Source organism: Streptomyces sp. NPDC034049 (assembly GCF_055575575.1).
In genome coordinates this window covers 601,419-627,792 of the sequence record NZ_JBVISJ010000003.1, presented here as the reverse complement: position 1 = coordinate 627,792, position 26,374 = coordinate 601,419, and the positions used below count along the sequence as shown (strand labels likewise).

32 protein-coding genes and 1 tRNA gene are annotated in these 26,374 nt (G+C 70.5%); 14 read left to right on the top strand and 19 right to left on the bottom strand.

The features are described 5' to 3' along the window. Positions 1-43: 43 nt before the first annotated feature. Positions 44-679: a uracil phosphoribosyltransferase gene (gene upp, locus ACZ52C_RS12480; RefSeq protein WP_469074657.1), complete on the bottom strand. Its 636-nt coding sequence runs from the start codon at positions 677-679 to the stop codon at positions 44-46. 353 nt (positions 680-1,032) lie between these two features. On the opposite strand from upp, the gene ACZ52C_RS12475 reads away from it, so the two are divergent. The 4 genes from ACZ52C_RS12475 (at position 1,033) to ACZ52C_RS12460 (ending at position 2,916) form a co-directional block, all read left to right on the top strand. Then, complete coding sequence (locus ACZ52C_RS12475) at positions 1,033-1,230, top strand: hypothetical protein (RefSeq protein ID WP_469074805.1); 198 nt, start codon at positions 1,033-1,035, stop codon at positions 1,228-1,230. A 459-nt stretch (positions 1,231-1,689) separates the two neighbouring features. Beyond that, positions 1,690-2,214, top strand: a complete 525-nt coding sequence (locus ACZ52C_RS12470) for a tRNA adenosine deaminase-associated protein (RefSeq protein WP_469074804.1) — start codon at positions 1,690-1,692, stop codon at positions 2,212-2,214. A 107-nt stretch (positions 2,215-2,321) separates the two neighbouring features. After that, positions 2,322-2,753: a tRNA adenosine(34) deaminase TadA gene (gene tadA / locus ACZ52C_RS12465; protein ID WP_033526708.1), complete on the top strand. Its 432-nt coding sequence runs from the start codon at positions 2,322-2,324 to the stop codon at positions 2,751-2,753. Positions 2,754-2,831: 78 nt separating this feature from the next. Then, positions 2,832-2,916, top strand: a tRNA-Ser gene (locus ACZ52C_RS12460). Positions 2,917-2,981: 65 nt separating this feature from the next. Here ACZ52C_RS12460 and ACZ52C_RS12455 read toward each other — a convergent pair. The 15 genes from ACZ52C_RS12455 to ACZ52C_RS12385 all read right to left on the bottom strand — a co-directional run bounded on the left by ACZ52C_RS12455 (position 2,982) and on the right by ACZ52C_RS12385 (position 12,851). Then, entirely contained in the window at positions 2,982-4,259 is a 1,278-nt protein-coding gene (locus ACZ52C_RS12455) for a tyrosine-type recombinase/integrase (protein WP_469074656.1), read from the bottom strand. A 9-nt stretch (positions 4,260-4,268) separates the two neighbouring features. Next, positions 4,269-4,514, bottom strand: a complete 246-nt coding sequence (locus ACZ52C_RS12450; RefSeq protein WP_469074655.1) for a helix-turn-helix domain-containing protein — start codon at positions 4,512-4,514, stop codon at positions 4,269-4,271. Positions 4,515-4,755: 241 nt separating this feature from the next. Then, positions 4,756-5,859, bottom strand: a complete 1,104-nt coding sequence (locus ACZ52C_RS12445; protein ID WP_319165654.1) for a DUF3631 domain-containing protein — start codon at positions 5,857-5,859, stop codon at positions 4,756-4,758. After that, a complete protein-coding gene (locus ACZ52C_RS12440) occupies positions 5,856-6,038 on the bottom strand; it encodes a hypothetical protein (RefSeq protein ID WP_469074654.1) in 183 nt (60 codons plus the stop codon). Before ACZ52C_RS12440 ends, ACZ52C_RS12445 begins: the two co-directional genes overlap by 4 nt. A 169-nt stretch (positions 6,039-6,207) precedes the next feature. After that, on the bottom strand, positions 6,208-7,113 hold the full coding sequence (locus ACZ52C_RS12435) for a bifunctional DNA primase/polymerase (protein WP_469074803.1): 906 nt from the start codon (positions 7,111-7,113) through the stop codon (positions 6,208-6,210). Between the two features lie 88 nt (positions 7,114-7,201). Next, complete coding sequence (locus ACZ52C_RS12430) at positions 7,202-7,492, bottom strand: hypothetical protein (protein WP_469074653.1); 291 nt, start codon at positions 7,490-7,492, stop codon at positions 7,202-7,204. A 15-nt stretch (positions 7,493-7,507) separates the two neighbouring features. Next, positions 7,508-7,972: a hypothetical protein gene (locus tag ACZ52C_RS12425; RefSeq protein ID WP_469074652.1), complete on the bottom strand. Its 465-nt coding sequence runs from the start codon at positions 7,970-7,972 to the stop codon at positions 7,508-7,510. Positions 7,973-8,176: 204 nt separating this feature from the next. Further along, positions 8,177-10,309: an FtsK/SpoIIIE domain-containing protein gene (locus tag ACZ52C_RS12420; RefSeq protein ID WP_469074651.1), complete on the bottom strand. Its 2,133-nt coding sequence runs from the start codon at positions 10,307-10,309 to the stop codon at positions 8,177-8,179. Between the two features lie 100 nt (positions 10,310-10,409). After that, positions 10,410-10,577 carry a pRL2-8 gene (locus tag ACZ52C_RS12415; protein WP_469074650.1) on the bottom strand — a complete coding sequence of 56 codons (168 nt, stop codon included), beginning with the start codon at positions 10,575-10,577 and terminating at the stop codon, positions 10,410-10,412. Between the two features lie 2 nt (positions 10,578-10,579). Then, on the bottom strand, positions 10,580-10,897 hold the full coding sequence (locus ACZ52C_RS12410; RefSeq protein ID WP_469074649.1) for a hypothetical protein: 318 nt from the start codon (positions 10,895-10,897) through the stop codon (positions 10,580-10,582). 2 nt (positions 10,898-10,899) lie between these two features. Next, complete coding sequence (locus ACZ52C_RS12405; RefSeq protein WP_469074648.1) at positions 10,900-11,286, bottom strand: RRQRL motif-containing zinc-binding protein; 387 nt, start codon at positions 11,284-11,286, stop codon at positions 10,900-10,902. Beyond that, on the bottom strand, positions 11,286-12,173 hold the full coding sequence (locus tag ACZ52C_RS12400; RefSeq protein ID WP_469074647.1) for a DUF2637 domain-containing protein: 888 nt from the start codon (positions 12,171-12,173) through the stop codon (positions 11,286-11,288). The genes ACZ52C_RS12405 and ACZ52C_RS12400 overlap by 1 nt, the downstream gene beginning before the upstream one ends. Continuing rightward, complete coding sequence (locus tag ACZ52C_RS12395; protein WP_469074646.1) at positions 12,170-12,373, bottom strand: hypothetical protein; 204 nt, start codon at positions 12,371-12,373, stop codon at positions 12,170-12,172. The genes ACZ52C_RS12400 and ACZ52C_RS12395 overlap by 4 nt, the downstream gene beginning before the upstream one ends. Continuing rightward, on the bottom strand, positions 12,370-12,585 hold the full coding sequence (locus ACZ52C_RS12390) for a hypothetical protein (RefSeq protein ID WP_469074645.1): 216 nt from the start codon (positions 12,583-12,585) through the stop codon (positions 12,370-12,372). Before ACZ52C_RS12390 ends, ACZ52C_RS12395 begins: the two co-directional genes overlap by 4 nt. Beyond that, on the bottom strand, positions 12,582-12,851 hold the full coding sequence (locus ACZ52C_RS12385; RefSeq protein WP_469074644.1) for a DUF6284 family protein: 270 nt from the start codon (positions 12,849-12,851) through the stop codon (positions 12,582-12,584). The genes ACZ52C_RS12390 and ACZ52C_RS12385 overlap by 4 nt, the downstream gene beginning before the upstream one ends. A 466-nt stretch (positions 12,852-13,317) precedes the next feature. Between ACZ52C_RS12385 and ACZ52C_RS12380 the strand changes: the two genes are divergently transcribed. From ACZ52C_RS12380 to ACZ52C_RS12355, 6 genes are all read left to right on the top strand, one after another. After that, positions 13,318-14,076, top strand: a complete 759-nt coding sequence (locus ACZ52C_RS12380) for a GntR family transcriptional regulator (RefSeq protein ID WP_391749513.1) — start codon at positions 13,318-13,320, stop codon at positions 14,074-14,076. Beyond that, on the top strand, positions 14,057-14,671 hold the full coding sequence (locus tag ACZ52C_RS12375; RefSeq protein WP_469074643.1) for a GNAT family N-acetyltransferase: 615 nt from the start codon (positions 14,057-14,059) through the stop codon (positions 14,669-14,671). Before ACZ52C_RS12380 ends, ACZ52C_RS12375 begins: the two co-directional genes overlap by 20 nt. A 352-nt stretch (positions 14,672-15,023) precedes the next feature. Next, on the top strand, positions 15,024-15,200 hold the full coding sequence (locus tag ACZ52C_RS12370; RefSeq protein ID WP_469074642.1) for a hypothetical protein: 177 nt from the start codon (positions 15,024-15,026) through the stop codon (positions 15,198-15,200). A gap of 46 nt (positions 15,201-15,246) precedes the next feature. Beyond that, entirely contained in the window at positions 15,247-15,540 is a 294-nt protein-coding gene (locus tag ACZ52C_RS12365; protein WP_469074641.1) for a Dabb family protein, read from the top strand. Positions 15,541-15,710: 170 nt separating this feature from the next. Further along, positions 15,711-16,598: an RNA polymerase sigma factor SigF gene (locus tag ACZ52C_RS12360; RefSeq protein WP_469074640.1), complete on the top strand. Its 888-nt coding sequence runs from the start codon at positions 15,711-15,713 to the stop codon at positions 16,596-16,598. Between the two features lie 519 nt (positions 16,599-17,117). Next, positions 17,118-18,038 carry an RNA polymerase sigma factor SigF gene (locus tag ACZ52C_RS12355; protein WP_469074639.1) on the top strand — a complete coding sequence of 307 codons (921 nt, stop codon included), beginning with the start codon at positions 17,118-17,120 and terminating at the stop codon, positions 18,036-18,038. A 386-nt stretch (positions 18,039-18,424) separates the two neighbouring features. Here the strand turns inward: ACZ52C_RS12355 and ACZ52C_RS12350 are convergent, their stop codons facing one another. Continuing rightward, positions 18,425-18,625, bottom strand: coding sequence for a hypothetical protein (locus tag ACZ52C_RS12350; RefSeq protein ID WP_033526713.1), 201 nt, complete (start codon positions 18,623-18,625; stop codon positions 18,425-18,427). A 173-nt stretch (positions 18,626-18,798) separates the two neighbouring features. Here ACZ52C_RS12350 and ACZ52C_RS12345 point away from each other — a divergent pair, with 173 nt between their 5' ends. The 4 genes from ACZ52C_RS12345 (at position 18,799) to ACZ52C_RS12330 (ending at position 23,455) form a co-directional block, all read left to right on the top strand. Next, positions 18,799-19,332 (top strand): MarR family winged helix-turn-helix transcriptional regulator, encoded by a 534-nt coding sequence (locus ACZ52C_RS12345; protein ID WP_469074638.1) that lies wholly within the window; start codon positions 18,799-18,801, stop codon positions 19,330-19,332. A 170-nt stretch (positions 19,333-19,502) separates the two neighbouring features. Then, entirely contained in the window at positions 19,503-21,935 is a 2,433-nt protein-coding gene (locus ACZ52C_RS12340) for an MFS transporter (protein ID WP_469074802.1), read from the top strand. Between the two features lie 85 nt (positions 21,936-22,020). Beyond that, on the top strand, positions 22,021-22,872 hold the full coding sequence (locus ACZ52C_RS12335) for a YceI family protein (protein ID WP_469074637.1): 852 nt from the start codon (positions 22,021-22,023) through the stop codon (positions 22,870-22,872). Positions 22,873-22,984: 112 nt separating this feature from the next. Continuing rightward, entirely contained in the window at positions 22,985-23,455 is a 471-nt protein-coding gene (locus ACZ52C_RS12330; RefSeq protein WP_469074636.1) for a PPOX class F420-dependent oxidoreductase, read from the top strand. Positions 23,456-23,557: 102 nt separating this feature from the next. Here ACZ52C_RS12330 and ACZ52C_RS12325 read toward each other — a convergent pair whose 3' ends face one another. Next, positions 23,558-24,325, bottom strand: coding sequence for a TetR/AcrR family transcriptional regulator (locus ACZ52C_RS12325; protein ID WP_469074635.1), 768 nt, complete (start codon positions 24,323-24,325; stop codon positions 23,558-23,560). A 411-nt stretch (positions 24,326-24,736) separates the two neighbouring features. After that, positions 24,737-26,254 (bottom strand): MFS transporter, encoded by a 1,518-nt coding sequence (locus ACZ52C_RS12320; protein ID WP_469074634.1) that lies wholly within the window; start codon positions 26,252-26,254, stop codon positions 24,737-24,739. Between the last annotated feature and the right edge of the window lie 120 nt (positions 26,255-26,374).

Below are 26,374 nucleotides of genomic sequence, written 5' to 3'. Positions count from 1 at the left end.
CTGACCCCGCAGGAGCCGCTCTCCGTACGAGCCGCTGACCCGGCTACTCGGCGGCGCCGTACAGCCGGTCGCCCGCGTCCCCCAGGCCCGGCACGATGTAGCCGTGCTCGTTGAGGCGCTCGTCGACCGCGGCGGTCACGACCGTCACCGGGGTGCCCGCCAGCTCGCGCTCCATGATCTCGACACCCTCGGGGGCGGCGAGCAGCACCACGGCGGTCACGTCGTCCGCGCCGCGGGCGATCAGCTCACGGATCGCGGCGACGAGGGTGCCACCGGTCGCGAGCATGGGGTCGAGGACGTACACCTGACGCCCGGAGAGGTCCTCCGGCATGCGGGTGGCGTACGTGGAGGCCTCGAGCGTCTCCTCGTTACGGATCATGCCCAGGAAGCCCACCTCGGCGGTCGGCAGCAGCCGGACCATGCCGTCGAGCATGCCTAGGCCGGCCCGCAGGATCGGCACGACGAGCGGGCGCGGGTGGGAGAGCTTGACGCCGGTGGTCGAGGCGACCGGCGTCGTGATGTCGACGAGCTCCGTGCGCACGTCCCGCGTGGCCTCGTAGGCGAGCAGGGTGACCAGTTCGTCGGCGAGACGACGGAAGGTCGGGGAGTCGGTGCGCCGGTCGCGCAGCGTGGTGAGCTTGTGAGCGACCAGGGGGTGGTCGACGACATGGAGACGCATGTCCACAACAGTAACCGGGGCGACACCCGCGAGCGCCCCCGCACGGTCCGCCCCTCCCGATGGCATCAAACCCCCCATCGGAGGGAAAGTGGGATGAACAGAGCGGCGCCCGAACGAGTCGAGGCCTGACGTTCGCCCACTCCGGACCCGCCGCCGATCAGCAGCCGACGGCCGAGCGGGGGCACATGACCGACAAGCCAGTACGAACGGCGAACGGGACCGCGAGGACCAGGGGCAGGCCTACCCGGGCACCCCGTGCCCCCGGGCAGGCGGGCCGCCGCACCGGGGCGCCCCGCGACACCGAGCAGCCGACGGACCGCGCGACACAGAGGGGCGACCAGGTGGCGGGAACGATCGAGGGAACGGTCGCGGGAACGGCCGATGGGGCGCGCGGGACCGGACCGGAGAGCGAGGCGGCGCGACGGCGGCGGCGGGCGCAGTTCCTGCGGGAGCTGACGGAGGCGCGGGAGCTGCGCGACCGCGTCCAGCCCCGCCGCGCCAAGGCCGCGCGCCTCCGCCACGCCATGCGCATGCGCACGTTCCGCTGGTGAGCCCTCGGGGGCTCTGGGGGCCCTGGGGTCCGGAGGAAACGCCCCCACCCCACCGTGATCTTCCCTGATCCTCCGTGATCCGCCCCCCCACACCACCGTCCGCCCGCGCTGGAGTCACCCACGGGGCCCCACGCGGAGCCCATGTGGGGCCCACGTGGGGCCATGTGGGGACCCATGTGTCGGGTTCGTGGGGTATGTGTGGGCGTTCACGGGGTGGTCGTGCATATGCGGCCAGGAACTCCGCGTACGATCCGCTGGTGGCGGCAACAGGTGCGCAGGTGAACGGCGGGCCCACCGGCGATCAAAAGAGCCGGACACAGGGAGCCGAAGACGTCCCCTGTGCGCTCTGTTTCTGCCACGATTCCGAGTGGGTGGGGCTCGGAGCGCAAGCCTCCCCACCCGCAACCTCCGCCGGGGGGACCCCCAACCGGCACACCTATGACCAGTGGGAGAGTCACGGTGTACTTCGCCGCACTGCTCGCGCGCACCGAAGACGGGTGGGAAGCGAGCGACACAGAGCTCGACGATGTGGAAACCCTGTCGGATCTGGCCGACCTGGCCCGTGAAGCCTCACCCGACGACGACACGGTGCTGGTGCTCATCGAGCAGGAGGACGCGTGGTTCGGCGTCGTCCGCATCGATGGTGAGGAAGACCCTCGTATCTACGTATCGGACGCCGCCGCCGCTGCCCGCAGCAGCTACGGCGAGATCCTGCTCACCGACGAACTGCTCGGAAGGGAGCCGGGCGACGATGTCGCCGACCTGGACTCCCTCGACCTGGACGGCACGGAGGACGGTGAGCCGGACGACGATGACGACGACACGAGCGCCGAGGCCGTGCCGCACAGCCCGGTCGGCGACACCGAGATCCTCGACGACCTGGGGGTGAGCGAGAAGGAGCTGCGCGCCCTCGACGCCGACGACGCCCTCAACTCGATCGCCGAGGCCCTCGGAGCGTCGGAGGTCCTGGAGACGGTCCGCTGACTCCGCCGCGTCCGCCGGGGCCGACCGACGCCACGGGTGCCACCCGCGCGACCGGCGGCGGCGCCTCGGGCGGCGCCGATCCCGTACGCGACCGCTGGCGGGCCGCGATGCGGCTCGCCCTGGTCGAGGCCGGACGGGCCGCCGAGGGCGGTGACGTCCCGGTCGGTGCGGTCGTCCTGTCCCCGGACGGCACGACCGTACTGGCCACCGGTCACAACGAACGCGAGGCGACCGGCGACCCCACCGCGCACGCGGAGGTGCTCGCCGTCCGCCGCGCCGCCGCGGCGCTCGGCGAGTGGCGGCTGACCGGCTGCACCCTGGTCGTGACCCTCGAGCCCTGCACGATGTGCGCGGGCGCCCTCGTGCAGTCCCGGGTCGACCGTGTCGTCTACGGCGCGCGCGACGAGAAGGCCGGAGCCGCCGGCTCCCTCTGGGACGTCGTACGCGACCGTCGCCTCAACCACCGCCCCGAGGTCGTCGAGGGCGTCCTCGCCGACGACTGCGCCCGTCTGCTCACCGACTTCTTCCGCACCCGCTGACACCCCCTCCGCACCGGCCTCCGGCCCCGCCCGATACCGATTTCAAACCACGCCCCACCTTGCTGTAAGGTCTCCCTCGGTAGCGTGTCCGAGCGGCCGAAGGAGCTCGCCTCGAAAGCGAGTGTGGCGCAAGTCACCGAGGGTTCAAATCCCTCCGCTACCGCAGGTAGACGAAGGGTCCGGCTCATCGAGCCGGACCCTTCGCGCATCTCCGTCTCAGTTTCCGTCTCAGTTGGCCCGTACGAGTGCCCCGGCGGCGCCGTCGTCGTCATCGGAGGGCCGATCTCCGGCAGGCTTCCAGATGAGTCCGTCGACCCGTTCGGCGACCTCGTGCCGGACGGTATCCACCATGTGCTGATACCGCGCGGCCATGGCCGTAGTCGACCACCCCATGAGCCCCATCACGGCCCGCTCGGAGACTCCGAGGATCAACAGGACCGTAGCGGCAGTGTGCCGAGCATCGTGCAAGCGGCCGTCTCGCACCTTCGCGCCGTCCAGCAACTCCTTCCAGTCGTCGTAATCCGTTCGGGGTGATGTGCCCCGACCGGTCGGCGTGGCGAACAGCCACCCCTCTTCCGTCCAGTCGTCTCCGGCCGCCGTGCGTTCGGCGCTCTGCTTGGCCTGATGCACTCGGAGCAGATCAACGAGCTGTGCGGGCAGACCGACCGCGCGCCGTCCCGCACGGGACTTCGTGTCGGCCGTCTCGGGGTTCGTCCGCTGACGCTGCGGGCAGTAGCCAGCCTTCCGGCCGCAGGTGTCCCCGCACCCGTGGGCGTAGCGCGGTCGGCGGCGACTGCGCCGGACCATCATGACGCCCCGTTCCAGGTCTACGTCAGACCACTTGAGGCCCAGTGCCTCCCCCTGCCGCAGGCCGAGTGCGAGCGCCACGGCCCAGCGTGCGGAGTTCCGACGGTCGTCGGCGGCTCGCAAGAGCCGCTGAACCTCTTCGACGGTGTAGGGCTCGACTTCCTCTTCCCGAACGCGGGGGGCCTTGGCGAGTTGGACGGGGTTCCGTCCCAGGTGGCCACGGCGTACCGCTTCATTCAGCGCGGTGCGGAACGTGCGGTGGATCTGGTGGATCGTTCCGGCCTTACGGCCGTCGATCATCATGCTCCCGTAGAAGCGCTCGATGTGTTCCGGCCTCAGCTTGTCCAGCCGGTGAGAACCGAGTGCGGGAATCAGGTGCTTCCGGACGGCCACGCCGTAGCCGACCATGGTGTTCTCGTTCACCGCGAGAGGCGCGATCGTCTCGACCCAATGGGTCAGCCACGTCGTGACGGTCCACGCCTTGCCCGGCTTGGCCAGGGTCTTGGCCTCGCGCTGCTTCTCCAGTTCACGGACGGCCGCCGTCACTTCGGCGCGTGTCTTGCGTTCGACGTGGCGCCGGTCGGGGCGACCGTCGTCGCGTACGCCGACGGTCACTCGTCCGTGCCATTTCCCGTCGGTGCCCAGGTAGATGGAGGATCGGCCGTTGGGCTGGCGGGTGCGCTTCTTCTCTTCTGCCATGCGTACTCCTCAGGCGGCCTGGACGGCGGTGATGGTGGCGGTGTGGTGCTGCCGCTTGCGGCGGCGGGTGACGAACTCGGGTATGGCGTCGGCGGGGACCCTGCGGAGGTGACCGACGGTGATGGACTCCAGCTCTCCGGAGCGCACGAGCGCGAAGCATGTGGTCCGGCCGATCTGGAGGCGCCGGGCAGCCTCTTCGACGGTCAGCAGTACGAGGGTGGGGTCGATGGCTTCGGCGAGTCGGGCCGTGTCCATGCGGTGGCTCTCCTTCGTCACATGACGGCGGGGGCTTGGCCCCCTTCTCAGGAGTCCGCTACATCCGCTACAGCCGCTACATCGCAGGTCAGCGGGGGTGTTTGGTGTAGCGGATGGCGGCGATGTAGCGGCTACGGCATGCGGGCGGGCGCGGGGCCGTAGCCGCTACATCGGGGGTTTGCCGCTACGGGTTCAGGTGCCTTGACCTGGGGTGTAGCGGCTGTAGCGGATGTAGCGCTTCTCAGGGGCGGGGCGGGGGCGGGCAGTAGCGGGCCCACGCGTCGGTGAGGTCGTCGGCGTAGAAGCCCTTGAGGATGCCGCCGCTGGTGCGGATGTTGCGGGAGGCGATGGGTTCGTTGTCCGCCGTCATGTACTCGCTGAGCATCTTGGACAGTCGCCGGTTGTCGAGCGGCCGGCCGCCGAGGTCGGCCCACGGGGCGTCGTCGAGGGCGTTGAGCCGGTCGAGGATGGCGACGGTGGGCAGACGGTCGATGCCGATGAGGACGTGATCGCGCAGATCGGTCAGCAGACGGATGCCGATGCTGCCCTTGTCGTTGGCCTGGGAGGCTTTGACCAGGGTCACGCAGGCTTCCCGCGCACGGCGCGGCCAGTCGCCCCCGACGACATCGGCGACGGCGAGCAGGGGTTCCCACACGTCCGCCGGTCGGTCGGTGACCCCGTCGGGCATCTCCGGCCACACCCCCATGACGAACCCACGGGCGTGTTCGGCCCACTGCGCGAGGCGGTCGCGCAGCTCGTTGCCTTCCGGCTCGTGCAGTCCGGCGCGGAAGGGTTCGACGTGCTCGTTCCGGGCGCGGCGGCGCATGCGGATGATGACCGAGCGGGTCAGGATCGTGTCGGGCAGCGAGCCGAGTCCGGCGACCGCGACGCCGGCGTAGGAGGGGAACGGGGTGACGGTCTGCTGGTCGCCCACGCACCGGTAGGTGACGCCCTTGCGGCGGTGGCCGGCGTTGAGGAATCCGCGCAGTTCCTCGTTGTCCCCTGCCTTGGGGCCGAAGACGGTGTCGATCTCGTCGAAGAGGATCGTGGGCCGTCCCTCGTTGCCCGACACCGAGCGGAAGAGGGCGGCGGCGGACGCGTTGACGGCGACCATGGGGCGCGGCACGAGGGTTTCGACGACTTCCAGCGCGCGGGACTTGCCCGACCCCGGCTCGGGGGACAGGAACGCCAGACGCGGGGTGGAGTCGAAGCAGTCGATGAGGTGGGCGTGCGCGTCCCACAGCGCGACGGCGACGTAGGCGGCTTCGGTGGGGAAGACGTTGAACCGGCGGTGGAAGGCTTCGACCTCGTTGAGCAGGGCCGCGCCGTCGATGGTGTCCGTCATGCTGCGGTCTTCCCTTCCTGGGGGGTGCGGAGCGGGCAGGTGTCGCGGTGGGCTTCGTGGTCGGTGATCAGGGCGATCACGCGGCGGTGGCCGACGGCGCTGCGGTCCCGCCCGCACAGGCACTTCGAGGTGGCGGTGGGGGTGGCGCCGCGCGGCGCCACGATGTGCAGCCACGCCACGGGGTACCGGCCGTCACCGCGCTGCGGGCGAGGACGAACAGCAGAGGGGACGCCCTTACGGGCGGCGCCTTTCGGCTCGCCCACGGCCGTCTGTGGCGAGGCCGGTTCGGCGGTGCGGGGGCCGGTCGTGGTGGGGGTGATGCTCTTCAGAGGGGGGCGGGGCGGCCGGTCATGCGGCATTCCGTCCGCGCTCGTTGTGGGCGATGGACCAGTTCAGGGCGCTGCGGAGGGTGGAGCGGCACTCGGCGACGGTGAGGCCAGCCGCCTCCCCCGCCTCCTGAAGAGCCTGCTCAACCACGTGCCGGGGGAGGTCGCCCCATGCGACGAAGCGTCCCAGGGCGCGCGCCGCACGGAACAACGCCGTTTCCCGCCCGCCGACTTGGGCCCCGGATACGTTCCGCGTCTCTGCGGCGAGTGCTACATCCGCATATCGACGTGATTGCGCCGTTACGGGCCCTGAGGGGGCCTGAGGCGGCTTGGGGGCGGGTTGCAGGATGCTCAGCAGCCAGCCGGGCACAGGGGCCGTCACGGGGCCGCTGAGCGCTTCGTAGTCTCCGGTGGGGGTGGTGCTTCCGGCGGCGACGACGTAGCCGCCCCACGCTCGGGTGTCGACCAACACGCCGATGGTTCCTGCCGTGTTGGCCAGCCGCACCTCCGCCGGGGCGGTGAAGTACAGGTGCTCCCCACCGCTCGCGGTCCGCGTCCGGTAGGTGGCGGGTACACGGTGACCGGCGCGCTCGCAGAGCGCTGCGAAGGTCGCCGCGCCGCAAGGCGCGTCCGAACTGCCCTTGTCCTTGGGCATGTCGAGGTCGACGACGATGAGCCCTGACGGGCCGGTGGCGATGCCGACGTTGTACGGGGCCCGCGCCCACGTGGTCCGGATCAGCTCGGGGTCGGTGGTGGCGCGCTGCTCCCACTTGCGGTGGCCGGCCGCGCACGGGCCGGTGCCGGGGCAGGCGGTCTCACCGTGGAGGGCGGGGCGCTTGGTGCCGGGGCGCAGCGGGAACACGTGCCAGCCGCGCTCAGCGGCGTCCAGCGCCGCGCGGAGCAGCGAGGGACGGGGGTCATGGGTCATGCTGGAGGTCTCCAGTTCCTTGATGGGTGACTGGCTGGACAAGGGCGACCCCGGTTCTTGGCGGAATGGGGGGTCGCCCTTGGCGTAGCTAGAAGGGCGGTTCGTCGCTGTAGCCGTCGGGGCCCCACGGGTCACGACCGGTGTTGCGGCGGCGCAGCCACCGGGGCCGGTGCGGGAGCGGCAGCAGGACCATGCGCCATTCCGTCCAGCAGGGGCAGGGCTCCCACTCGGTGCCCTCGTACTCGCCGTCGTAGTGGTTGCCGTAGTCGTGCGGGATGCCGCCCACGCCGTCGCAGTCGACGCAGTCGGGGCGGGGCGTGTCGGTGAGGATCAGGGCGTTGCGGGGCAGCGCGGTGCGCTGGATACGCAGCCGGAACACGGGTGTTGGCTCCTGTCAGCCGTAGAACTTGTTGCGCTTGATGACGGCCTTGCGGATGTTGACCGTGGTGCCGCCCTTGTCTCCGCCCGCGTTGAACACCTGGACGGCGATCCATCCGCCGAAGATGACGGCGGCGAGGGTGATGAGCTGGGTGATGAGCGCGGTCAGGGCGGTGATGAAGGTGGTGAGGAGCAGCAGTCCGCCGCAGACGGCGAGGAACCCCACGCCCCCGAGCGCAACGTTCACCGCTGCGCGAGAGACGGGCGGCTTGGCGGCCACCGGCTCGGGGCGGGCGTGGTCGATGGCGTAGCCGGTGACGACCCGCCCGTCCGGCAGAACGATGCTTGCCACGGCCGGGATGGTGCCCGGCTGGACGGGTACGAGCGGCGCCGGTGCCATCGGGGCGGGGGTGATGGGTGTGGGGTGGTGGACTTCCACGGCCCGCCCGGTGGGCGTGTGGTGGGTGTTCTCGGGGAACATGCGGAATCCCTTCCGGTGCTCGGTTGGGGAGGCAGGGGCACCCCCTGCCGGGGGCGCTGTGGAGGGGGTTTTCGGGGGTTGACCTGCGATGCCTCCCCGCCTCCCCGAAACACTGTTTTCGCTGATCAACGCGGGGGAGGCGGGGCGGGGAGGCGGTTGGGGAGTTCTCCCCGCCTCCCCCGCTCGGGAGTGTGTGCCTCCCCGCTACTGGGAGGCGGAAGCGGAACCGTCGCTGTCGCGGTCGGCGAGGGCGCGGGCGACGTCGTCGCGGCGGATCATCATGCGACCGTGCGACTTGTACGCCTCCACCCCGTGGCCTTCCAGGACGCGGGTGAGGTCGCCGAACGACCAGCCGTCGTAGGCGCCGGCGTCCAGGGCGGCGAGCCGCTTGATGACGTCCTGGGTCAGGACCCGCTTGTCGTCGCCGATCACGGCGACGATGTCGGCGAGCGGGTCGCGCTTCTCGCCCCGCTCGATGGTGTGCAGGGTGGCGACGTTCTCGCCCCGCAGCGCGCGGGCACGCTCCGCGATCTCGGCGGCGGGCTCGTCGTCGATGAAGTGCGTGCGGACGGTGATGGAGGACTGCCCCTTGGGCATGTCGATGCCGTCGGAGGCGACGACCAGGGTGCCCTTGTCCAGTCCCTGGCGCAGCAGGTGCGGGGCGGCGCCGTCCTCGACGGCCTTGTCCCCGAGCGCCATCTTCGACTGTGACTCGCTGCCCAGCACGAGCGAGGCACGGGTGTGCGCGCCCTCGCGGACCAGCTTGGGAAGGTTCTGGTCGGTGGGGTCCTGGGTGCCCTGCCACATCAGGACGTCGACCGCACGCCCCTGGTTGTGGATCTTACGGACGGCCATGAAGTACCGGCTGGTGGCCTTGGACCCGCCGTAGGGGCGCCGCTCCTCGTCGACGGCCGGGCACATGAACGCCAACTGCGCTTCGTCGACGAGGACGATGAGCGGCGGGAACGTGGCGTTGGGGTCGTCGCGGCGCAGCTCGATGCGGCGGTTCATCTCCGCCACCCCGTCTTCGACCATCTCAGTGGCCGCGATCACGTGCTCATCGGTCGGGCCCTCGATCAGGACACTCGCGATGCCGTTGAACATGCCCCAGTCGCCGACGCCCTTGAGGTCGGCGATCCAGAACTGAACCGACCGGTCCAGCGCCAGCCACAGGGCGAGCGCGCGCAGGGAGGCGGTCTTGCCCTGGTTGGAGCGGCCGGTGACGAGAACGTGCCGCTGATACACGCTCAGCTCGGCGCCGTCGCCGCGCAGGTCCTGCCCCCACGGCGCCTTGCCCGTCTTGTAGTTCGCGGTCAGCGTTTCGTCGGTGACCAGCGGAGACGGGCCGATCGGCTCGTCCAGCGCGCCGGAATCGGCGATCCACAGCCTGACGGTGCGGGCGGCTTCGGGCAGGGTGATGAACACCTCGTGTTCGTGCCGGCTGAGGTTTTCGGCGAGCTTGCGCCGCCGCTGCTGTACCTCGACCGTCGACACCTCCAGCGGCAGGGTGACGTCGACCTCGACACCGCATCCGGCGATCACGATGGGCGAGAGCATCGCGGCGCCCCCGTCGTCCATGGCCTTGATGGCGTTGCGCAGGGCGGGCAGTCCCAGGTGGCGCAGGGCCTTGACGACGATGGACGGGGTGATCGGCTCACCCTCGCTGTTGCGGACGTTCGCGGGAAGCGCCCACTGCGGTGCGGCCTGCTGCTTGCTGCCAACCATCCACAGCGCGAGCAGGGCGAGAAACGGGCCGATCGTGAGCGCCGGGCCCCACACGATCTGCACGATCCGGATCAGCAGGGCGATGAAGTCGATGGTGGCCGCGAGCGGGGTGATGACGTCCTTGACCTCGCCGCTGTTGATGGCCATCACGACCCCGAGACCGACCAGAACCCCGATGCTCACACCGGTGCCGACGGCGAGGCCCTTGGCGGCCTCCACGGGGGAGTGCAGCAGGTCCATGCGGCGGTGGTGGCGGGCGGCGCGGAAGCGCTGCAACCGCTCCTCCCACTCCTCGGCCGCTTCCAGGTTCCCTGCGGCTTCGGCCGTGCGGATCATCCGCTCGTAACGGGAGCCGGTACGGCCGTCCCAGGTACGGCGGGCCACGATCCGGGCCCCGCCCACGACGTAGGCGCCGTGACGCACGACCACGCGCCCGGTGTTCTTGGTGCGCTCATCGGTGGCCACCCGCTTCACCGCGCGGCCGGAGCGCACCCACAGCGGCACCGGCCGCGCCGGCGGGGCGTCCGGGACGACGGTCAGCACCGTGGGAACGGTGTCCGCCACGGCGGGCGGGTCGGTGGGCTTGTGGAGGTGAACGACGTTCTCAGACATGCTGGAACTGCTCCTGACTGCCCCGATACAGGGCGGGAGTTGAGGAGAGATGCCGGGGTGGCCGGGTCCGTGGCAGGGGCGGCCACCCCGGTGCGGCTGGTCAGAACCAGCCGGACTTCTTCTTGGGCGTGATGTTCGGGCAGCCGTTGCGCAGGTGGTCCACGCATTGCGGGCAGTCCTCGCGGGGCCGCAGCTTGCGGTGGACGCGCGGGTCGTGGGCGTGCTGCCAGCACTGCGGGCACTCACCCGGCGGCGTGGTCGCGGCCATGGTCACCACCACCCCGTCGACTTCTTGGCGGCCTTGGCGCGGGCGGCCTCGGTGATCAGCCGCTGACGCTCACCGTGCAGCGCCGCCAGCTCGGCGTTCAGCCGCGTCTCGACGGCGGAACCGATGGAGTCCATGCGGTTCTCGGCGCCGCTCGTGCTGCGGCCCTTGTGGACGCTGCGCGCGCCGCTGGCCATGGCGCGGGTCATCGACAGGCGCTCACGGCTGGTCAGCGGCCACCACTCGCCCCGCTGCACCGCTTCGAGCTTCTTCGTCGTCGCCCGGATCTCGCGGTCGAGTCGGCGGATGTCGGAGTTGCTCATGGTCAGTGGCTCCCTTCCGGCCCGTGCGGGCCGGGGTAGGCGCAGGGCACGCAGGTGCCGAGCGACGTGGGGATGCAGTAGCTGTAGGTGATCCGGCAGGCCGGGCAGGTGCGGCGGGCGAGCATCGCCAACGCGAGCGCGCCCCACTTGCGCGACGTCATCGGCCGTACCGGCTTGGCGAGGTCGACGCGGTAGAGGTAGGCGACCAGCGGGCCGCGCCGGTAGCGCGGGCGCAGGAGCTGCGCGGCCACCGGCTGACCACCCGGCCGCAACCCCTTGGCCCGGAGCTGACGGCGGGTCGCGTAGCCGTCGGGGGCGTAGCGCCAGGGGAAGGTGGGGATGCCGTACCGGGTGCCGGCCGGGTCGAAGAACGCGGCGCGGGCCACCATCAGGCGGCCTTGGCGGCACGCTCGGCGAGCAGGGTGTCCCGCAGCGTCCGCGCGTTCACCGGGGACGTGCGGATCTCGCGGCGGATACCTTCGGCGGTCACCTTCGCGTCCGGCCAACCCTCCGTCGCCGACCGTGCCTCATCGAGCAGTTGAGCCGCCGTACGGCGCGGTTGCTTGGGCCGGGCCACCTCAGGAAGTCGACCGGTCGCCCGACGCGGGCGGGGCGAATCGGCGGCCACCGCGACCGACTTGACCGGCTCGATCGGCCGCGCGATCGCAGGGATCGGCTTGAGCGGGAGGGTCGACTTCGTGAAGTCGACCGCCACCGGATCGGGCACCCGCACGACCGTCGCCGTGATCGGCTCCGGGGTCGATTCCGGCAGGTCAGCCGTAGACCGTTTACTCACGATCTCAGTAGATTCCTCCGCATTCGCGGTCGGGGTGGGAATCGGGGCGGGGCGGTGGTGCAGCACCTTGGCGACCAGATCGGAACCGAAGTAGATCGACCCGACCGGGAGCGACGTCGCCAGCAGCACCAGCGCGTAGTTCGCCGGGTCCCAGTCGGCTAGCCGACCCCAGTCGACAGACGCGCCGTGCAGCTCCGGCACGAGACCGTGCACGTAGTTGAGGACCAGCGAGGCGAGGGTGTAGGTACCCAGCACCCGCAGCGCGAACTTGCGGTCGTCGTCGACCAGCACCAGCGCCGCGACCAGCGCGAGCGCCATCAGACCGTCGACCACGAACGGGTACAGCGTCGCGGCCGTGGCATCCGCGCCGATCGCACGCGCCACGTCCCGCAGCGCGTTCCACGACACCCGGAACGCCATACCGACCACGACGACCAGCGCCAGAACCAGCGCTGTCTTGCCCTTGCGGTTGAGGTTCATCGCGCACCGCCCCGCAGGCGACGCAGGCGACGGCCGTGCCGCAGCCATCCGGCGATCTGAACAATGCCGCCGGCCGCCACCACGATCTTCCACACGTGCTCGTGCGTCACGGCCGAACCCACGGTGCCGGTCAGCATGACCAGCCCACCCAGCACGATCAGCAGCAGGGCGAGCCCCTGCGGCGACGAGTTGGCGCTCACAGGTCCTCCCCCCACGACTCGCGGCACTCGGGGCAGTCCGGCGGGCACGTCTCGTCGTCGGTCTGCGGACCGAGCAGGTAGCGGACCGCCAGCACGCCCAGGGCGAGCACGGCGAACACGGTCGTCCACTGCTGGTCGTGGGCGACGAACTGAGCGAAGACCTCCGCAGCGAACAGCGGGAGGACGAGGGCGTACATCAGGGCCCGGCTCATGCGGCACCGCCCGCCGTGCGGTCGGTGGCGGTGCGGTTGGCCAGTACCCGGCGCTCGTGCAGCACCTTGCCGAACGCCCGGCGCAACCGCTTGGCGTCCACCTCGTTCGGCGCGTGGTGGAGCGCGATGATCTGCGCGTCGAGCAGGTCGACCTCCGCCAGGATCAGCGGGGACTCCACCTCGATCGCGTCCAGCTCAGCGTTCGTCGGCTCCATGAAGTCGGCGAACGCGGTAACAGCGTCCTGAACAGTGACGATGGTGCTCATAGGGTCGCAGTCCTCTCACACAGGAACGGCCCGAACAGCGGCCCCGGTGTTCCCGCACCGGGGCCGCGCGCCGTTGAAGTCGGAACATCCGGCTCCCCTCAGCGCTGCACGTACGAGACGTGCAGCGGAGGCAACCGGCCCGCAGAACCGCTGCGGGCGTCGGTCGTGCTGCGCACAGGACAGGCCCGTACGCGCTCGCCCACCGCTGCGAGCGGGGGCGATGGTCTTCCTTCGACACTCTGTTGAGTTCTCAACCAACGAACGCTTCCTTCGTACTCACCCCTTACGGGGCTTTCCTCCGTGCGCACATGTACGGCAGAACCGTACGTGACACCCCGTCTAACTTGTCTGGAGGAGTGCCGCTGAGGAAGAGACTGCACGAGTCGCGCTTGGAGAGTCAAGCCCCCTGGTCTAACTTGTATGGAGGAGTCGGAGCAGAGGAGGCGCATCACCGGTGCGACGCGGCATGACGAAGGCACAAGAAGTCGCCTATGACCTGCGCGAACAGATCCAGTCCGGGCAGTTGGCGGGGGGCGCAGCGCTCCCCAGCGAATCGAAGATGATGAGCCAGTACGGCTACAGCCGCGAAACGATCCGCGCCGGCGTCCGCCTTCTTGTCGAAGAGGGCCTAGTCGTCACGGGGCAGGGACAGGGGAAGTACGTCCGCGAGGACTACCCACCTGTCGTGTGGAACTGGACGACTCTGGAGAGTCGGAGCCGCCACGCCACTGCGGTCGAGGGACGGACTGCCGGTGACCAGTGGGCAAGCGCCATTGAGGAGAACGGGAACGCCCCCCGCCAAGAGATCACGGTCTCGATCGTTGAGCCACCGGCCCACGTGCGCGAATGCCTCGAACTGCCCGCAGACGGTTTGGCCGTGGCGCGCAAGCGTGTCCGTTACATAGACAACCGGCCCTACGCTCTCGCCGACTCGTACTTCCCTCAGGAACTTGTGACCGGCACGCCTTTGATGGAGCCCCGCGACGTGTCGGCTCCCGGCGGCGTTCTGGCTTCCGTGGGACTTGTGCAAGCCAAGTACAGGGACGAGATTTCAGTCCGTATGCCGACTCGACAGGAGGCCGCGCTACTTGCTCTCCCTGCGGCAACACCGATCGCAGAGCACACCCGAACCGGCTATGACGCGGACGGCCGCCCCCTCCGCTGTATGGTCACCATCCTCCCCGGAGACAGGCACAAGATCCTCTATGAAGTCAGCACCGACTGAGTACCTTCGTCCCGCAGCGGCGGAGGATGTACCGGCCCTATTGGCTCTCCGGACAGAGGCCGAAGGGTGGCTACGCACCAAAGGCACGGATCAGTGGAGCGACGCGGAGACCGGTGAACGGGCCATCGCGAAATGGCGCGCCAGCATAGACGAGGGGCGCGCATGGGTCGCGGTCGGCGAGCATGACGAAGTACTCGCGACCGTGAGCCGGGGCCCCGTCGACCGGGACTTCTGGAAGGACTCCGACCGCCCAGAGTCAGCTCTGTACCTCTACAAGCTGATCGTCGCGCGCGAAGCGTCCGGGCGGAATCTGGGCACACGGGTCATCGACTGGATGTCCCGCCTTGCAGCACTGGAGGGGCGAACCTGGGTGCGCATCGACACGTGGCGCACGAACACGGGGCTGCACTCCTACTACGAGCGGCTTGGCTTTCAGCACGTCCGCACTGAGGCTCCGTCACACAGGCGCTCGGGGTGGCTCGCGCAGCGGCCAGCGGGTGAAGTCAGCATGCCCGACGACCTCTTGCCCGTCGGCCTCCACCAGGGGCAGCACGACGTGGCCGCGCGCGTCGCAGTGCCGCTCCAGAGGCACTAACGCGCTGGTCAGCCGGTAGCGCTCCGTCTCAGTTTCCGTCTCATTCATCCCCGTCCGTTGTCGTCCACAGCGGTTCACGCCACGGGCGCGCGTACGGGAATGAACGAGGTTGGACGCCTCCGGACACTGTTTCCGCAGGTGGGAGCAGACCTCGAAAGCGAGTGTGGCGCAAGTCACCGAGGGTTCAAATCCCTCCGCTACCGCTGGAGAAGGGCCCCGTCGTCAGACGGGGCCCTTCCTGCGTTCACCGGGGTCCGCAACCTCTCCTGCGAACGCATGATCGGGTTACACTCGCCGCCGACAAAGAGGGACCCATGGGGCCCACAGGGCACAAGAGGCGGGGGAGGCCGCGGTGGCGGTGCAGGGGAAGAAGATCGCGCTGTACGTGCTCGTGGTCTTCGTGCTCTATGTGATCATCACGGACCCGGAGAACGCCGCCGACTACGTCCAGATAGGCTTCGAGGGCGTCTCGAACGCCGCCCGGTCCATCGGCGACTTCTTCACCTGGATCGCCGACGGGGCCCAGTAGCGGCACGCCCCGACCCAGCACCTCGTACGACCGTTCCGGAGCGCCCATGATCCGCCACCTGGTCCTCTTCAAGCTCAACGAGGGCGTCGAGCGCGACGACCCGCGGGTCGTGAAGGGGGTGGACGCGTTCCGCGCGCTCGACGGCACGATCGGGGAGGTCCGCTTCTGGGAGCTGGGCTGGAACGTCAGCGACCGCCCCATCGCCTACGACTTCGCGATCAACTCGGCGTTCGACGACGCGGACGCGCTGCGTACGTACGTCGAGCACCCAGACCACCAGGCGGGCGTGGCGCTGTGGCGCGAGTTCGCGACGTGGATCATCGCCGACTACGAGTTCTGAGCCGCGCCCTCCTTTCGGCCCACCCTGCCCTTCCCCCACCGCTCCCCCCACCGCTTTCTCCGCCCCGCGCTGTCGTAGCGCGGGGCTTTTTTCTCAACACGGCCATATGTGGTGCTTGATCACAGTGCACATGTCTTGTGATGCTATGACCGCTTTTGACGGTTGAGTTGATGGATGAAGAGGTGGCGTTGACCGTGTCGGCCAGTACTGCGCCTCCCCAGGAAGACGTCCCCGCTCCCGATGCCGCCCCGGCCCAGGTCACCACCCAGGCCACGGCCCCCGCCCCGGAGAAACGTCGCGGCGCCGACACCCGGGCCCTCACCCAGGTGCTGTTCGGCGAGCTGAAGCATCTGGCGCCGGGCACCCCGGAGCACAACCGCGTACGCGGGGCGCTCATCGAGGCGAATCTCCCGCTCGTGCGCTACGCGGCCGCCCGCTTCCGCTCCCGCAACGAGCCGATGGAGGACGTGGTCCAGGTCGGCACCATCGGACTGATCAACGCCATCGACCGGTTCGACCCGGACCGCGGCGTGCAGTTCCCGACCTTCGCCATGCCGACCGTCGTCGGGGAGATCAAGCGGTACTTCCGCGACAACGTCCGCACGGTCCACGTCCCGCGCCGGCTGCACGAGTTGTGGGTCCAGGTGAACAGCGCGACCGAGGACCTCACCACCGCCTTCGGCCGCACCCCCTCCACCGCGGAGATCGCCGAGCGGCTGCGCATCACCGAGGAGGAGGTCCTGTCCTGCATCGAGGCGGGACGCTCGTACCACGCGACCTCGCTGGAGGCCGCCCAGGAGGGCGACGGCCTGCCGGGGCTGCTCGACCGGCTGGGCTACGAGGACCCCGAACTCGACGGCGTCGAACACCGCGACCTCGTACGCCACCTCCTCGTCCAGCTCCCCGAACGCGAACAGCGCATCCTGCTGCTCCGCTACTACAGCAACCTCACGCAGTCGCAGATCAGCGCGGAGCTGGGGGTCTCCCAGATGCATGTGTCGCGGCTGCTGGCCCGGAGCTTCGCGCGGTTGCGGTCGGCCAACCGGATCGAGGCGTAGGCGCTCCGCCCGGTCCGCCGGGGGCCCACTCGTCTGCCGGGTTCCCGTAGTTCTGCGGGTGCGGGCGTGTGGAGCCTCGCGCAGTTGTCCGCGCCCCCGTCGGGGGCGGAACCACCGCCTCAGATGAGTAACCGTCGGTAAGCAATGACCCCCGACTCTTCCCGGATGGACCGTGGGGCACGCGGGGCGCACGATGGCAGGCGGGGCGCACAGAATCGGCCAGCGGTAAGCGTGTGCAGGCCATGGGCGTGACCGAATGCGCTGTCGAGATGTCACCGGTGAGAGCGAATCGCTCATTGAGGTTCTTTCAGGTCCATCACTGCTGAAATCCCATCAGAACCCCTTTTTCCAGGGCCTATTCACCCTCTCCATGTCGACATGTCACTACATCGCGTTGCCGACGTGTGACATTCTTCCCCCAGCGCGTTTGCCGTGGCCTCGCCGCCGGTATTCAGGTGGAGGCTGCGTTCCTTACGACGGAGCGTCCGCCGCGACCGTCCGCGACCCAAAGGGGGTGGCATGTCCGCAGACCAGGGCAGCTCGAAGGTGCTCACGCTCGACAAGAGCGCGACCGCGCCCGACGCTATCCAGGCCCCTCAGGACCTTCAGGCGCTTGAGGACCTTCCCGGTCCCCAGGCTCCGCCGGCGTCTGAGTTCCCGGCCTCGTCGGCCTCGGCGAACATCGACACCCGCACCCTGTCCCGCTCCCTGTTCCTGCGGCTCGCCGCGCTGGACGAGAACAGCCCCGAGCGCGCCTACGTCCGGGACACCCTGATCGAGCTCAACCTCCCGCTGGTCCGTTACGCCGCCGCACGTTTCCGGTCGCGCAACGAGCCGATGGAGGACATCGTCCAGGTCGGAACGATCGGCCTGATCAAGGCGATCGACCGCTTCGACTGCGAACGGGGCGTGGAGTTCCCGACGTTCGCGATGCCGACGGTCGTGGGCGAGATCAAGCGGTTCTTCCGTGACACCTCATGGTCGGTCCGCGTCCCGCGCCGGCTCCAGGAGCTGCGGCTGGCCCTCACCAAGGCCAGCGACGAGCTCTCCCAGAAGCTCGACCGCTCGCCGACGGTCACCGAACTCGCCGCGGTCCTGGGTGTGTCGGAGGAGGACGTGGTCGACGGCCTCGCCGTCGGCAACGCCTACACGGCGTCCTCGCTCGACTCCCCGGCCCCCGAGGACGACGGCGGTGAGGGCTCCCTCGCGGACCGCCTCGGATACGAGGACACGGCGCTGGAGGGCGTGGAGTACCGGGAGTCGCTGAAGCCGCTGCTGGCGAAGCTGCCGCCGCGTGAGCGCCGGATCATCATGCTCCGGTTCTTCGCGAACATGACGCAGTCGCAGATCGGCGAGGAGGTCGGCATCTCCCAGATGCACGTCTCCCGCCTCCTCACCCGGACGCTCGCGCAGCTCCGGGAGGGCCTGATCTCCGACTGAGGCCATCGGCCTCACGTTGACACGTACCACCGCCGGGTTGCCTAGTTCGGGCAGCCCGGCGGTAGTCGTGCGCGTGCACAGAAGGGGGTGCGTGCGGGCCGAGTGGGTGCGCGGGTGAGTGGGTGAGTGCGGGTCTGGTGGGGCTTCTCGCGCAGTTCCCCGCACCCCTGAAAGACCAGGCCCCTGCGGGCCTGACAGACCAGGGCCGCGCGAGCCTGCAAGGTGACCGCCGCGCGAGGCCGCGGGCCTGAAAGGTGACGGCCTGCGAGCCTGAAAAGCACGGGGCGCAGCCCCTGTTTTTCAGGGGCGCGGGGAACCGCGCGAGAAGCCCCACGCACCCGCAGCCGCCTGCTCACGGCACCCGGCAGACGGGTACGCGCTCGTGGCTACGCCAGCGCGAGCCACACCACCGCGGCCACCACAGCCACCGCCGCGATCACACCGACGATCACACCGACCCGCGGCCCGGAGGACCCGGTCGCGGCGGCCTGCCGACCCCCCGCCGGCGTCTCGTCGACGAAGGCGCGGAACATCTGCGTGCTGCCCGCGGGGTCGTAGTTGCCCTGGGGGCCCTGGTTGTCAGCCATGGCCCGAGACCTTAGCGAATCCGGCGGGACGCACCCAAGCGGGGTGGTCCACCGGGGACACCCCGAACGTTCTCCTTTGCCAAGACTTGGGCCGCATCGACCCTCATTTCATTTGCCTGTAGCAACCATCCAGTCCTATGGTTGCCCTAAGCAACAAATACGGGAGGGACTCCATGGCCGGGCAAGCGCACTACGAGGAGCTGGCCCGTCAGCTCAGTGCCGTCGGGGCCGTCAACCGGGAGATCGGGCGGATGCTCCCGCACGAGTGCCCCGGCGGCTCTGCCGGAGTCCTGACGCTGCTCGGCCGGCACGGCGAGATGCGGATGAGCAAGCTCGCCGAGCTGCTCTCCGTCGACATGTCCGTGACCAGCCGGCATGTCGCACACGTCGCCGAGCGGGGGTGGATCGAACGCCTCCCCGACCCGGCGGACAAACGCTCACGCATCCTGCGCCTGACCCCCGAGGGCCGGGCCGTGGTCACCGAGCTGTACCGGCGCACCAGCCGGCTGATGGCCGCCCGGCTGAGCGACTGGTCCGACGACGAGGTCGGACAACTGGCCCGGCTCCTGGGCCGGCTGCGGGAGAGCTTCGACACCACCGCACCGCCCCGGACGCCCGCCCCGCAGCCCCGAACGCCTGTGCCACCGACCCAGACGTCCGTGCCACCGACCGGGACGACCGTCCCACCGACCCGGACGTCCGTGTAGCGGCCCCCCGGGGCCATCGGCGGCCACCACCACAACCCGTACACCCGCAAAGACCCGTAAGAAAAGGAAGCCCCATGGCAACGACCACACCAGCCGGTGTGCGGGCTCACGCCAAGCACGGTGGAGGACCCGCCAAGGGTGCCCCCCACAGCGGTGGCGACCACGCCCCGATGACCCACCGGCAGATCATGGAAGCGCTGACCGGCCTGCTGCTCGGCATGTTCGTGGCGATCCTGTCGTCGACGATCGTGTCGAACGCCCTGCCGGACATCATCAAGGACCTGGGCGGCGGGCAGAGCGCGTACACCTGGGTGGTGACCGCGTCGCTGCTGGCGATGACCGCGTCGACCCCCCTGTGGGGCAAGCTCGCCGACCTGTTCTCCAAGAAGCTGCTGATCCAGCTGGCGCTGGTGATCTTCGTGCTGGGCTCGGCCGCCGCCGGACTCTCCCAGAACGCCGGGATGCTGATCGGGTTCCGCGCGGTCCAGGGCGTCGGCATGGGCGGGCTCTCCGCACTGGCCCAGATCTGCCTCGCGGCGATGATCTCCCCGCGCGAACGCGGCCGGTACAACGGCTACCTCGGCGCCACCTTCGCGACCGCCATGGTCGGCGGCCCGCTGGTCGGCGGTGTCATCACCGACACCAGCTGGCTGGGCTGGCGCTGGTGCTTCTACGTCGGTGTGCCCTTCGCGATCATCGCCCTCGTCGTGCTCCAGCGGACGCTGCACCTGCCGGTCGTCAAGCGGAAGGTGAAGGTCGACTGGGCGGGCGCGTTCCTCATCACCGCCGCCGTCTGCCTGCTGCTGGTCTGGGTGACCTTCGCCGGTGACAAGTACGACTGGGTGTCGTGGCAGACGTACGCGATGGTCGGCGGCACGGTCGCGCTGCTCGCGGTGTTCCTGCTGGTGGAGTCGAAGGCGAGCGAGCCGATCATGCCGCTGCGGCTCTTCCGCAACCGGACGATCGCGCTGGCCTCGCTGGCCTCGCTCTTCGTCGGTGTCGCGATGTTCGCCGGCACCATCTTCTTCAGCCAGTACTTCCAGCTGGCCCGCGACAAGTCCCCGACCATGTCCGGCGTCCTGACCATCCCGATGATCGCCGGTCTGTTCGTCTCCTCGACCGTCTCCGGACAGGTCATCACCCGCACCGGCCGCTGGAAGGCCTGGCTGCTCGCCGGTGGTGTGCTGGTGACCTCGGGCCTCGGACTGCTGGGCACCCTGCGCTACGACACCGAGTACTGGCACGTGGCGATCTTCATGGCGCTGCTCGGGCTGGGCGTCGGCATGATGATGCAGAACCTGGTGCTCTGCACCCAGAACCAGGTCGCCCCGGGCGACCTCGGCGCCGCCAGCTCGGTCGTCACCTTCTTCCGCTCCCTCGGCGGCGCGATCGGCGTCTCGGCGCTGGGCGCGGTGCTGAGCCACCGGATCACGCACTACGCCGAGGAGGGCCTCGCCAAGCTCGGCGTCTCCGGCTCCTCCACGGGCCACGGCGAGATCCCCGACCTGGACGCGCTGCCCACGCCGATCCGCACGGTCATCGAGAGCTCCTACGGTCACGGCATCGGAGACGTCTTCCTCTACGCCGCTCCCTTCGCCGTCCTCGCGCTCGTCTTCTCCTTCTTCATCAAGGAGGTCCCGCTGCGGACCACCGGGGCGCTCGCCCAGGCGAGCCAGGCCAACAAGGCGAACGACGCGAGCCCGTCCTCCGGGGTCTCCGAGGCCACCGCGGCTGCCCCGGCGAAGACGCCGGCCACTGACGCCGCCGACCCCGCCGAGCCCCAGGCAGCGGTCACGGCCACGGCCCCGACGTCGGGCGTGGGCAGCGGTTCCGGTGCCGGCAACGGCATTGCCGTACGGGGACAGGTCCGCGGGGCCGAGGGCGTGCCCGTTCCCCGGGCCGCCGTCACCCTGATCTCGCTCGGCGGGCGGCAGCTCGGCCGCTCGGTCGCGGGCGCCGACGGGGCCTACGCGGTGGACGCGCCCGCCGCCGGGTCGTACGTCCTGATCGCGGCGGCCGACGGGTTCCAGCCGCAGGCGTCCACGGTCGTCGTGCACGACGAGCCGGTCGCGTACGACATCCTGCTCAGCGGGACGAGCGGGCTGAGCGGTGTGGTGCGGGCCGCCGGTGCCGGGCAGGGCGTGAAGGACGCCATGGTCGTGGTGACCGATGTGCGCGGCGATGTGCTGGCCAGCGGAGTCACCGGTGAGCAGGGCGAGTTCGGCTTCGGCGAGCTGGTGCCCGGCGGGGTGACCGTCGCGGTGAACGCCGCCGGGTTCCGCCCGCGCGCGCTGCCCGTCGAGGTCGGCGGCACCGGGGTCACCCGGATCGAGATCGACCTGGAGGCCGGGGCCCGGCTGCGCGGAGTGGTCCGGGCGGCGGGCGGGGCGCTGGCCGACGCCCGCGTGACCCTCGTCGACGCGGCGGGCAACGTGGTCGGCACGGCCACCACCGGCGCGGACGGGGCGTACGCCTTCGCCGACCTGGACGGCGGTGAGTACACGGTCATCGCGACCGGCTACCCGCCCGTGGCCACGGCCCTGACGGTCGGCGGCCCCGGCGTCGACGACCACGACATCGAACTCGCTCACCCGGGCGAGTAGTTCGCCCGGACGACCGAATGAACCACCGGCCGGTGGAGCATCCCCCCGCTCCACCGGCCGGTCGCACGCCGAGGAGTTGACGGACATGGAACCGACGGGACGAGCAGGACGGGCCGGGCTGACCGCGCGGGTCCGTACCCGGGACGGCTGGGCCGTTTCGCACGCGGTCGTCACGGTGACCGACATGACCGGTACGCAGGTGCTGCGGGCCGAGGCGGACACCGAAGGGCGCGTGCACGACCCCACACCGCTCGCGCCGGGCGCGTACACGGTGATCGTCACGGCGGTCGGCTACACGCCGACGGCCTCCAGCGCCCTGGTGACCACGAGCGGGCGAGCGGAGATCGGCACGGTCACCCTGGCCCGGCTCGGCGGTACGGAACTGCCCCCACCCGGGCTCTGGAGCGTCGACCCCGCGCACTCCTCCGTCGCCGCCGTGGCCCAGCACCTCGGTATCTCCAGCGTCCAGGGCCGTTTCACCGACTTCTCGGCCTCCGTCGAGATCGCCCCGACCCCCGACGAGGGGACCAAGTCCCGGGTGGAGGCGGTGATCCAGGCCGCCTCGATCGACACGGGCAACCCGACCCGGGACCGTCATCTGCGCTCCCCGGACTTCCTCGATGTCGAACGGCACCCCGAGATCACCTATGTCTCGACCGGCCTCACGCCCGTCGGCCCGGACCGCTGGACCGTCCACGGCGAGCTGGGCATGCGCGGGGTCGTACGTCCGGTCGACCTGGACCTGGCGTACCTGGGCACCGGCGCGGATCCGTGGGGCGGCACCCGCGCCGCCTTCCGCGCCACCACCGAACTCCGCCGGGAGGACTTCGCCATGAACTACAACCAGGTGGTGCAGGCGGGCATCGCGGCGATCGGAACGACGCTGAGAGTGCAACTCGACGTACAGGCGGTGCAACAGGTGCAGGGCGGCGCGTAGCGCGCCCCCGCAGGGGCGCGGGGAACTGCGCGAACAACCACGACGCACCCGCAGCCGCCGAACCGCGGAACCCCCCGAGCCATGAGGCGCCCCTGGCCCTACGCTGGGCGCCATGGCACGGAACATCGCGACCAACACGTCGGTATCCCTCGAAGAGCTGCTCGACTTCGTACGCCCCCGGCACCGGGCGCTCCTGCTCACCCGGCGGTCCGACGGCAGCCCCCAGGCATCCCCGCTGACCTGCGGTGTCGACGACTCGGGCCGGATCGTCGTCTCCACGTACCCCGAGCGGGCCAAGACCCGCAACGCCAAGCGGGACGAGCGGGTGAGCGTCGTCGTGCTGAGCGACGACTGGGACGGCCCCTGGGTCCAGATCGACGGCACGGCCGAGGTCGTCGACTCACCGGACTCGGTCGAGCCCCTGGTGGAGTACTTCCGCAACATCTCGGGCGAGCACCCGAACTGGGACGAGTACCGCGAGGCGATGATCAAGCAGGGCAAGTCGATCATCCGGATCACGCCGGTGAAGTGGGGCCCGGTGGCCACCGGGGGCTTCCCGGCGCGGCTGGTGCAGGAGGGCTGAGCGCCCCTGTCTGAGCCCCCGTGTCCGGGCGGCCGGGCTGAGCCGCCTTGCCTGGGCGCCGGGCTGAACCACCGCGTCTGAGCAGCCTCAAGGGCCGTGGGTTCAGCCCCTCGTCGCCATGACCTCGATGCCGGCCACGAGGGTGTCCAGGGCGTAGCCGAAGTCGCGTTCGCGCATCTCCTCGACGGTCTCGCCGCCGCGGGCCTCCATCAGGTCGGCGGAGTGCCGGATGACCTCATGGGGTTCGGGGGAGCCGGACACCGCGCTCATGGCGCTGCGGAAGTACTCCTCCTGCGTCATCCCGGCCGCGGCGGAGCGCTGCACGAAGTGACCCTCGATGGTGCCGAAGCCGTACACGAACTGGAAGACCGCCGCGATGGCACCGGCCTGGCCCCGCGCGGGCAGCCCGGTGCGGCCGATCACGCGCTGCACGGCGAGGGAGAAGTCCAGCGCGTGCGGGCCGATGTTGAGGAAGGTGCCCGCGAGGGGCGACACCCAGGGGTGGCGGACCAGGACCGCCCGGTACTCCCCGGCCAGGGTGCGCAGTTGCTCCCGCCAGTCCTCGTCCGGGTCCGGGTCGGGCGGGGGCAGCCGCATCTCGGCGAACGCGTGGTCGAGGGCGAGTTCCAGCAGGTCGTCCTTGGTGTCCACGTACCAGTAGACCGACATCGCCGTCACGTTCAGCTCGGCCGCCAGCCGCCGCATCGAGAACTTGGCCAGCCCCTCCGCGTCCAGCAGCCGCACGGCCGTCACGGTGATCCGCTCCCGGTCCAGCCCCGAGGGCTGTCCACTCCGTCCGGCCCGCGCCTTCTCCTCCAGCCAGACACTGGCCCGCGCGGCTCCTCCGGACCGACCGGCTCCCTTCACCATGACGCACCTTCCGAGACACGCTTTTCTCCGCCGGTGACGATGCTAGGCGGGCGAAGCCCTCGGGGGCGCCGCGAACGGCGCGCACTCTCGCCAGCGCTGGAAGCGCGGCGAGGGCGCGCACTTTCGACGACGCCGGATGCGCCGTGAGGGCGCGGGTTCCCGACGACGCCCGATGCGCGGTGAGGGCGCGCGTTTCCGACGACGCCCGATGCACGGCACGGAGCGCACATTCCCGACGACGCCCGATGCACGGCACGGAGCGCACATTCCCGACGACGCCCGATGCGCGGCGAGGGCGCGCGTTCCGACGACGCTGAACGTGCCGCGCGCAGCGCGCCGTTCAGGGGCGCGGGGAACTGCGCGAACAACCACGACGCACCCGCAGCCGCCGAACGGACCGCACCCCCCGAGCTATGAGGCGCCCACCAACCCCCGCTCCCCCTTCTCCGCCCTGCGCAACAACCCCGCCGCCACCAACCCCCCGAGCAGCACAGCCACCGCTCCCACCAGCAGACTCGCCTCCACCCCGGAGGAGAACGCGGACATCACCTCGGCCCGCTCGACACCCGTGTCCGCCGCCGCCAGCGCCGCCGGCAGCGACGCCGCCGCCACCGGGATCAGCGCCGCGAAGCGCGCGTTGAGCACGGCCCCCAGCACGGCCACGCCCAGCCCGGTGCCGAACTCGGCGAGCGTGCCGTTGATCCCGGCGCCCACCCCCGCCTTGGCCGGCGGGATCGCGCTCATGATGGCGTGCGCCATCGCGGGGTTGGCGATCGCGCAGCCCACCCCGATCAGGACCAGCCCGAGCAGGGTCCCGGCGTAACCGCCGGAGGCCATCGTCGCGATGGAGACCAGCCCGCCCGACATCAGCACCATCCCCAGCGCGATCGAGACGGGCATCCCGAGCTTCGCCGTCCACTTCGCCGACAGCCCCGAGAAGTTGAGGACGACGACCACCAGGGCGAGCGGCGCGGTACGCAGTCCCGCCTCCAACGCGTCGTAGCCGAGCACGAACTGCAGATGCTGGGTGAGGAGGAAGAGCGCGCCGCCCATGCCGAAGGTGATGAGCACGGCCCCGGCGACGGCGCCCGTGAAGCGGCGATCACGGAAGAAGTGCAGGTCGAGCATGGGGTACGGGACACGGCTCTCCCAGTACGCGAAGGCCGCGAGGACGACCGCGGCGACGGCGGCCGTGGTGAGCACCCGGCCCGACGCCCAGCCGTGTTCGGGGCCCGAGATGATCGCGTAGACGAGGGCGGTCATACCGATGGTCGACAGCAGCGCGCCCAGCAGGTCCGGCCGATCCCCCTGGGGATTCTTCGACTCGGGGACCAGCGCAATCACGGCCACCACGCCCAGCGCGGCGACCGGCAGGTTGATCAGGAAGATGGCGCCCCACCAGAAGTGGCCGAGCATGAAGCCGCCGAGAAGGGGGCCGGCCGCGAAGCCGAGGGCGTTGACCGCCGCCCAGATGCCGATCGCCTTCGGCTGCTCCACGGGGGTGAAGATCTGCATGGCGACGGCGAGGGTCGTGGTCAGCAGCAGCGCGCCGCCGACGCCCATTCCGGCCCGCGCGGCGATCAACTGCCCGGTGGACTGGGCGAGTCCGGCGACCAGCGAGCCGATGCCGAACAGGACCAGGCCCGCGATCAGCATCTTCTTGCGGCCGTAGCGGTCGGCCGCGCTGCCGGCGGTGAGCAGCAGGCCCGACTGCACCAGCGAGTACGCGTTGATCATCCACTGGATGTCCGAGGTGGCCGCGCCCAACTCCTCGGTGAGGGACGGGATCGCCACGTTCAGCACGGTGTTGTCCAGCAGCACGGTGAGCTGCGCGAGACAGATGACACCGAGTATCAGCCAGCGCTGCGGATGCCCCTGGGCGGCCTCGGAGGGGCCGGTGGGAGCGGTGGGGGCGTTGGACGTCGACATGTTCTACACCGTAGAACAGTTCCTATACGGCGTACAACGCGGTTTTCGGTGACGTACGACAACACCGTGCGACGCGGTCTCGGGCGGCAGGCGACAGCCCTGGTCGGCGGCGCGCGGAAT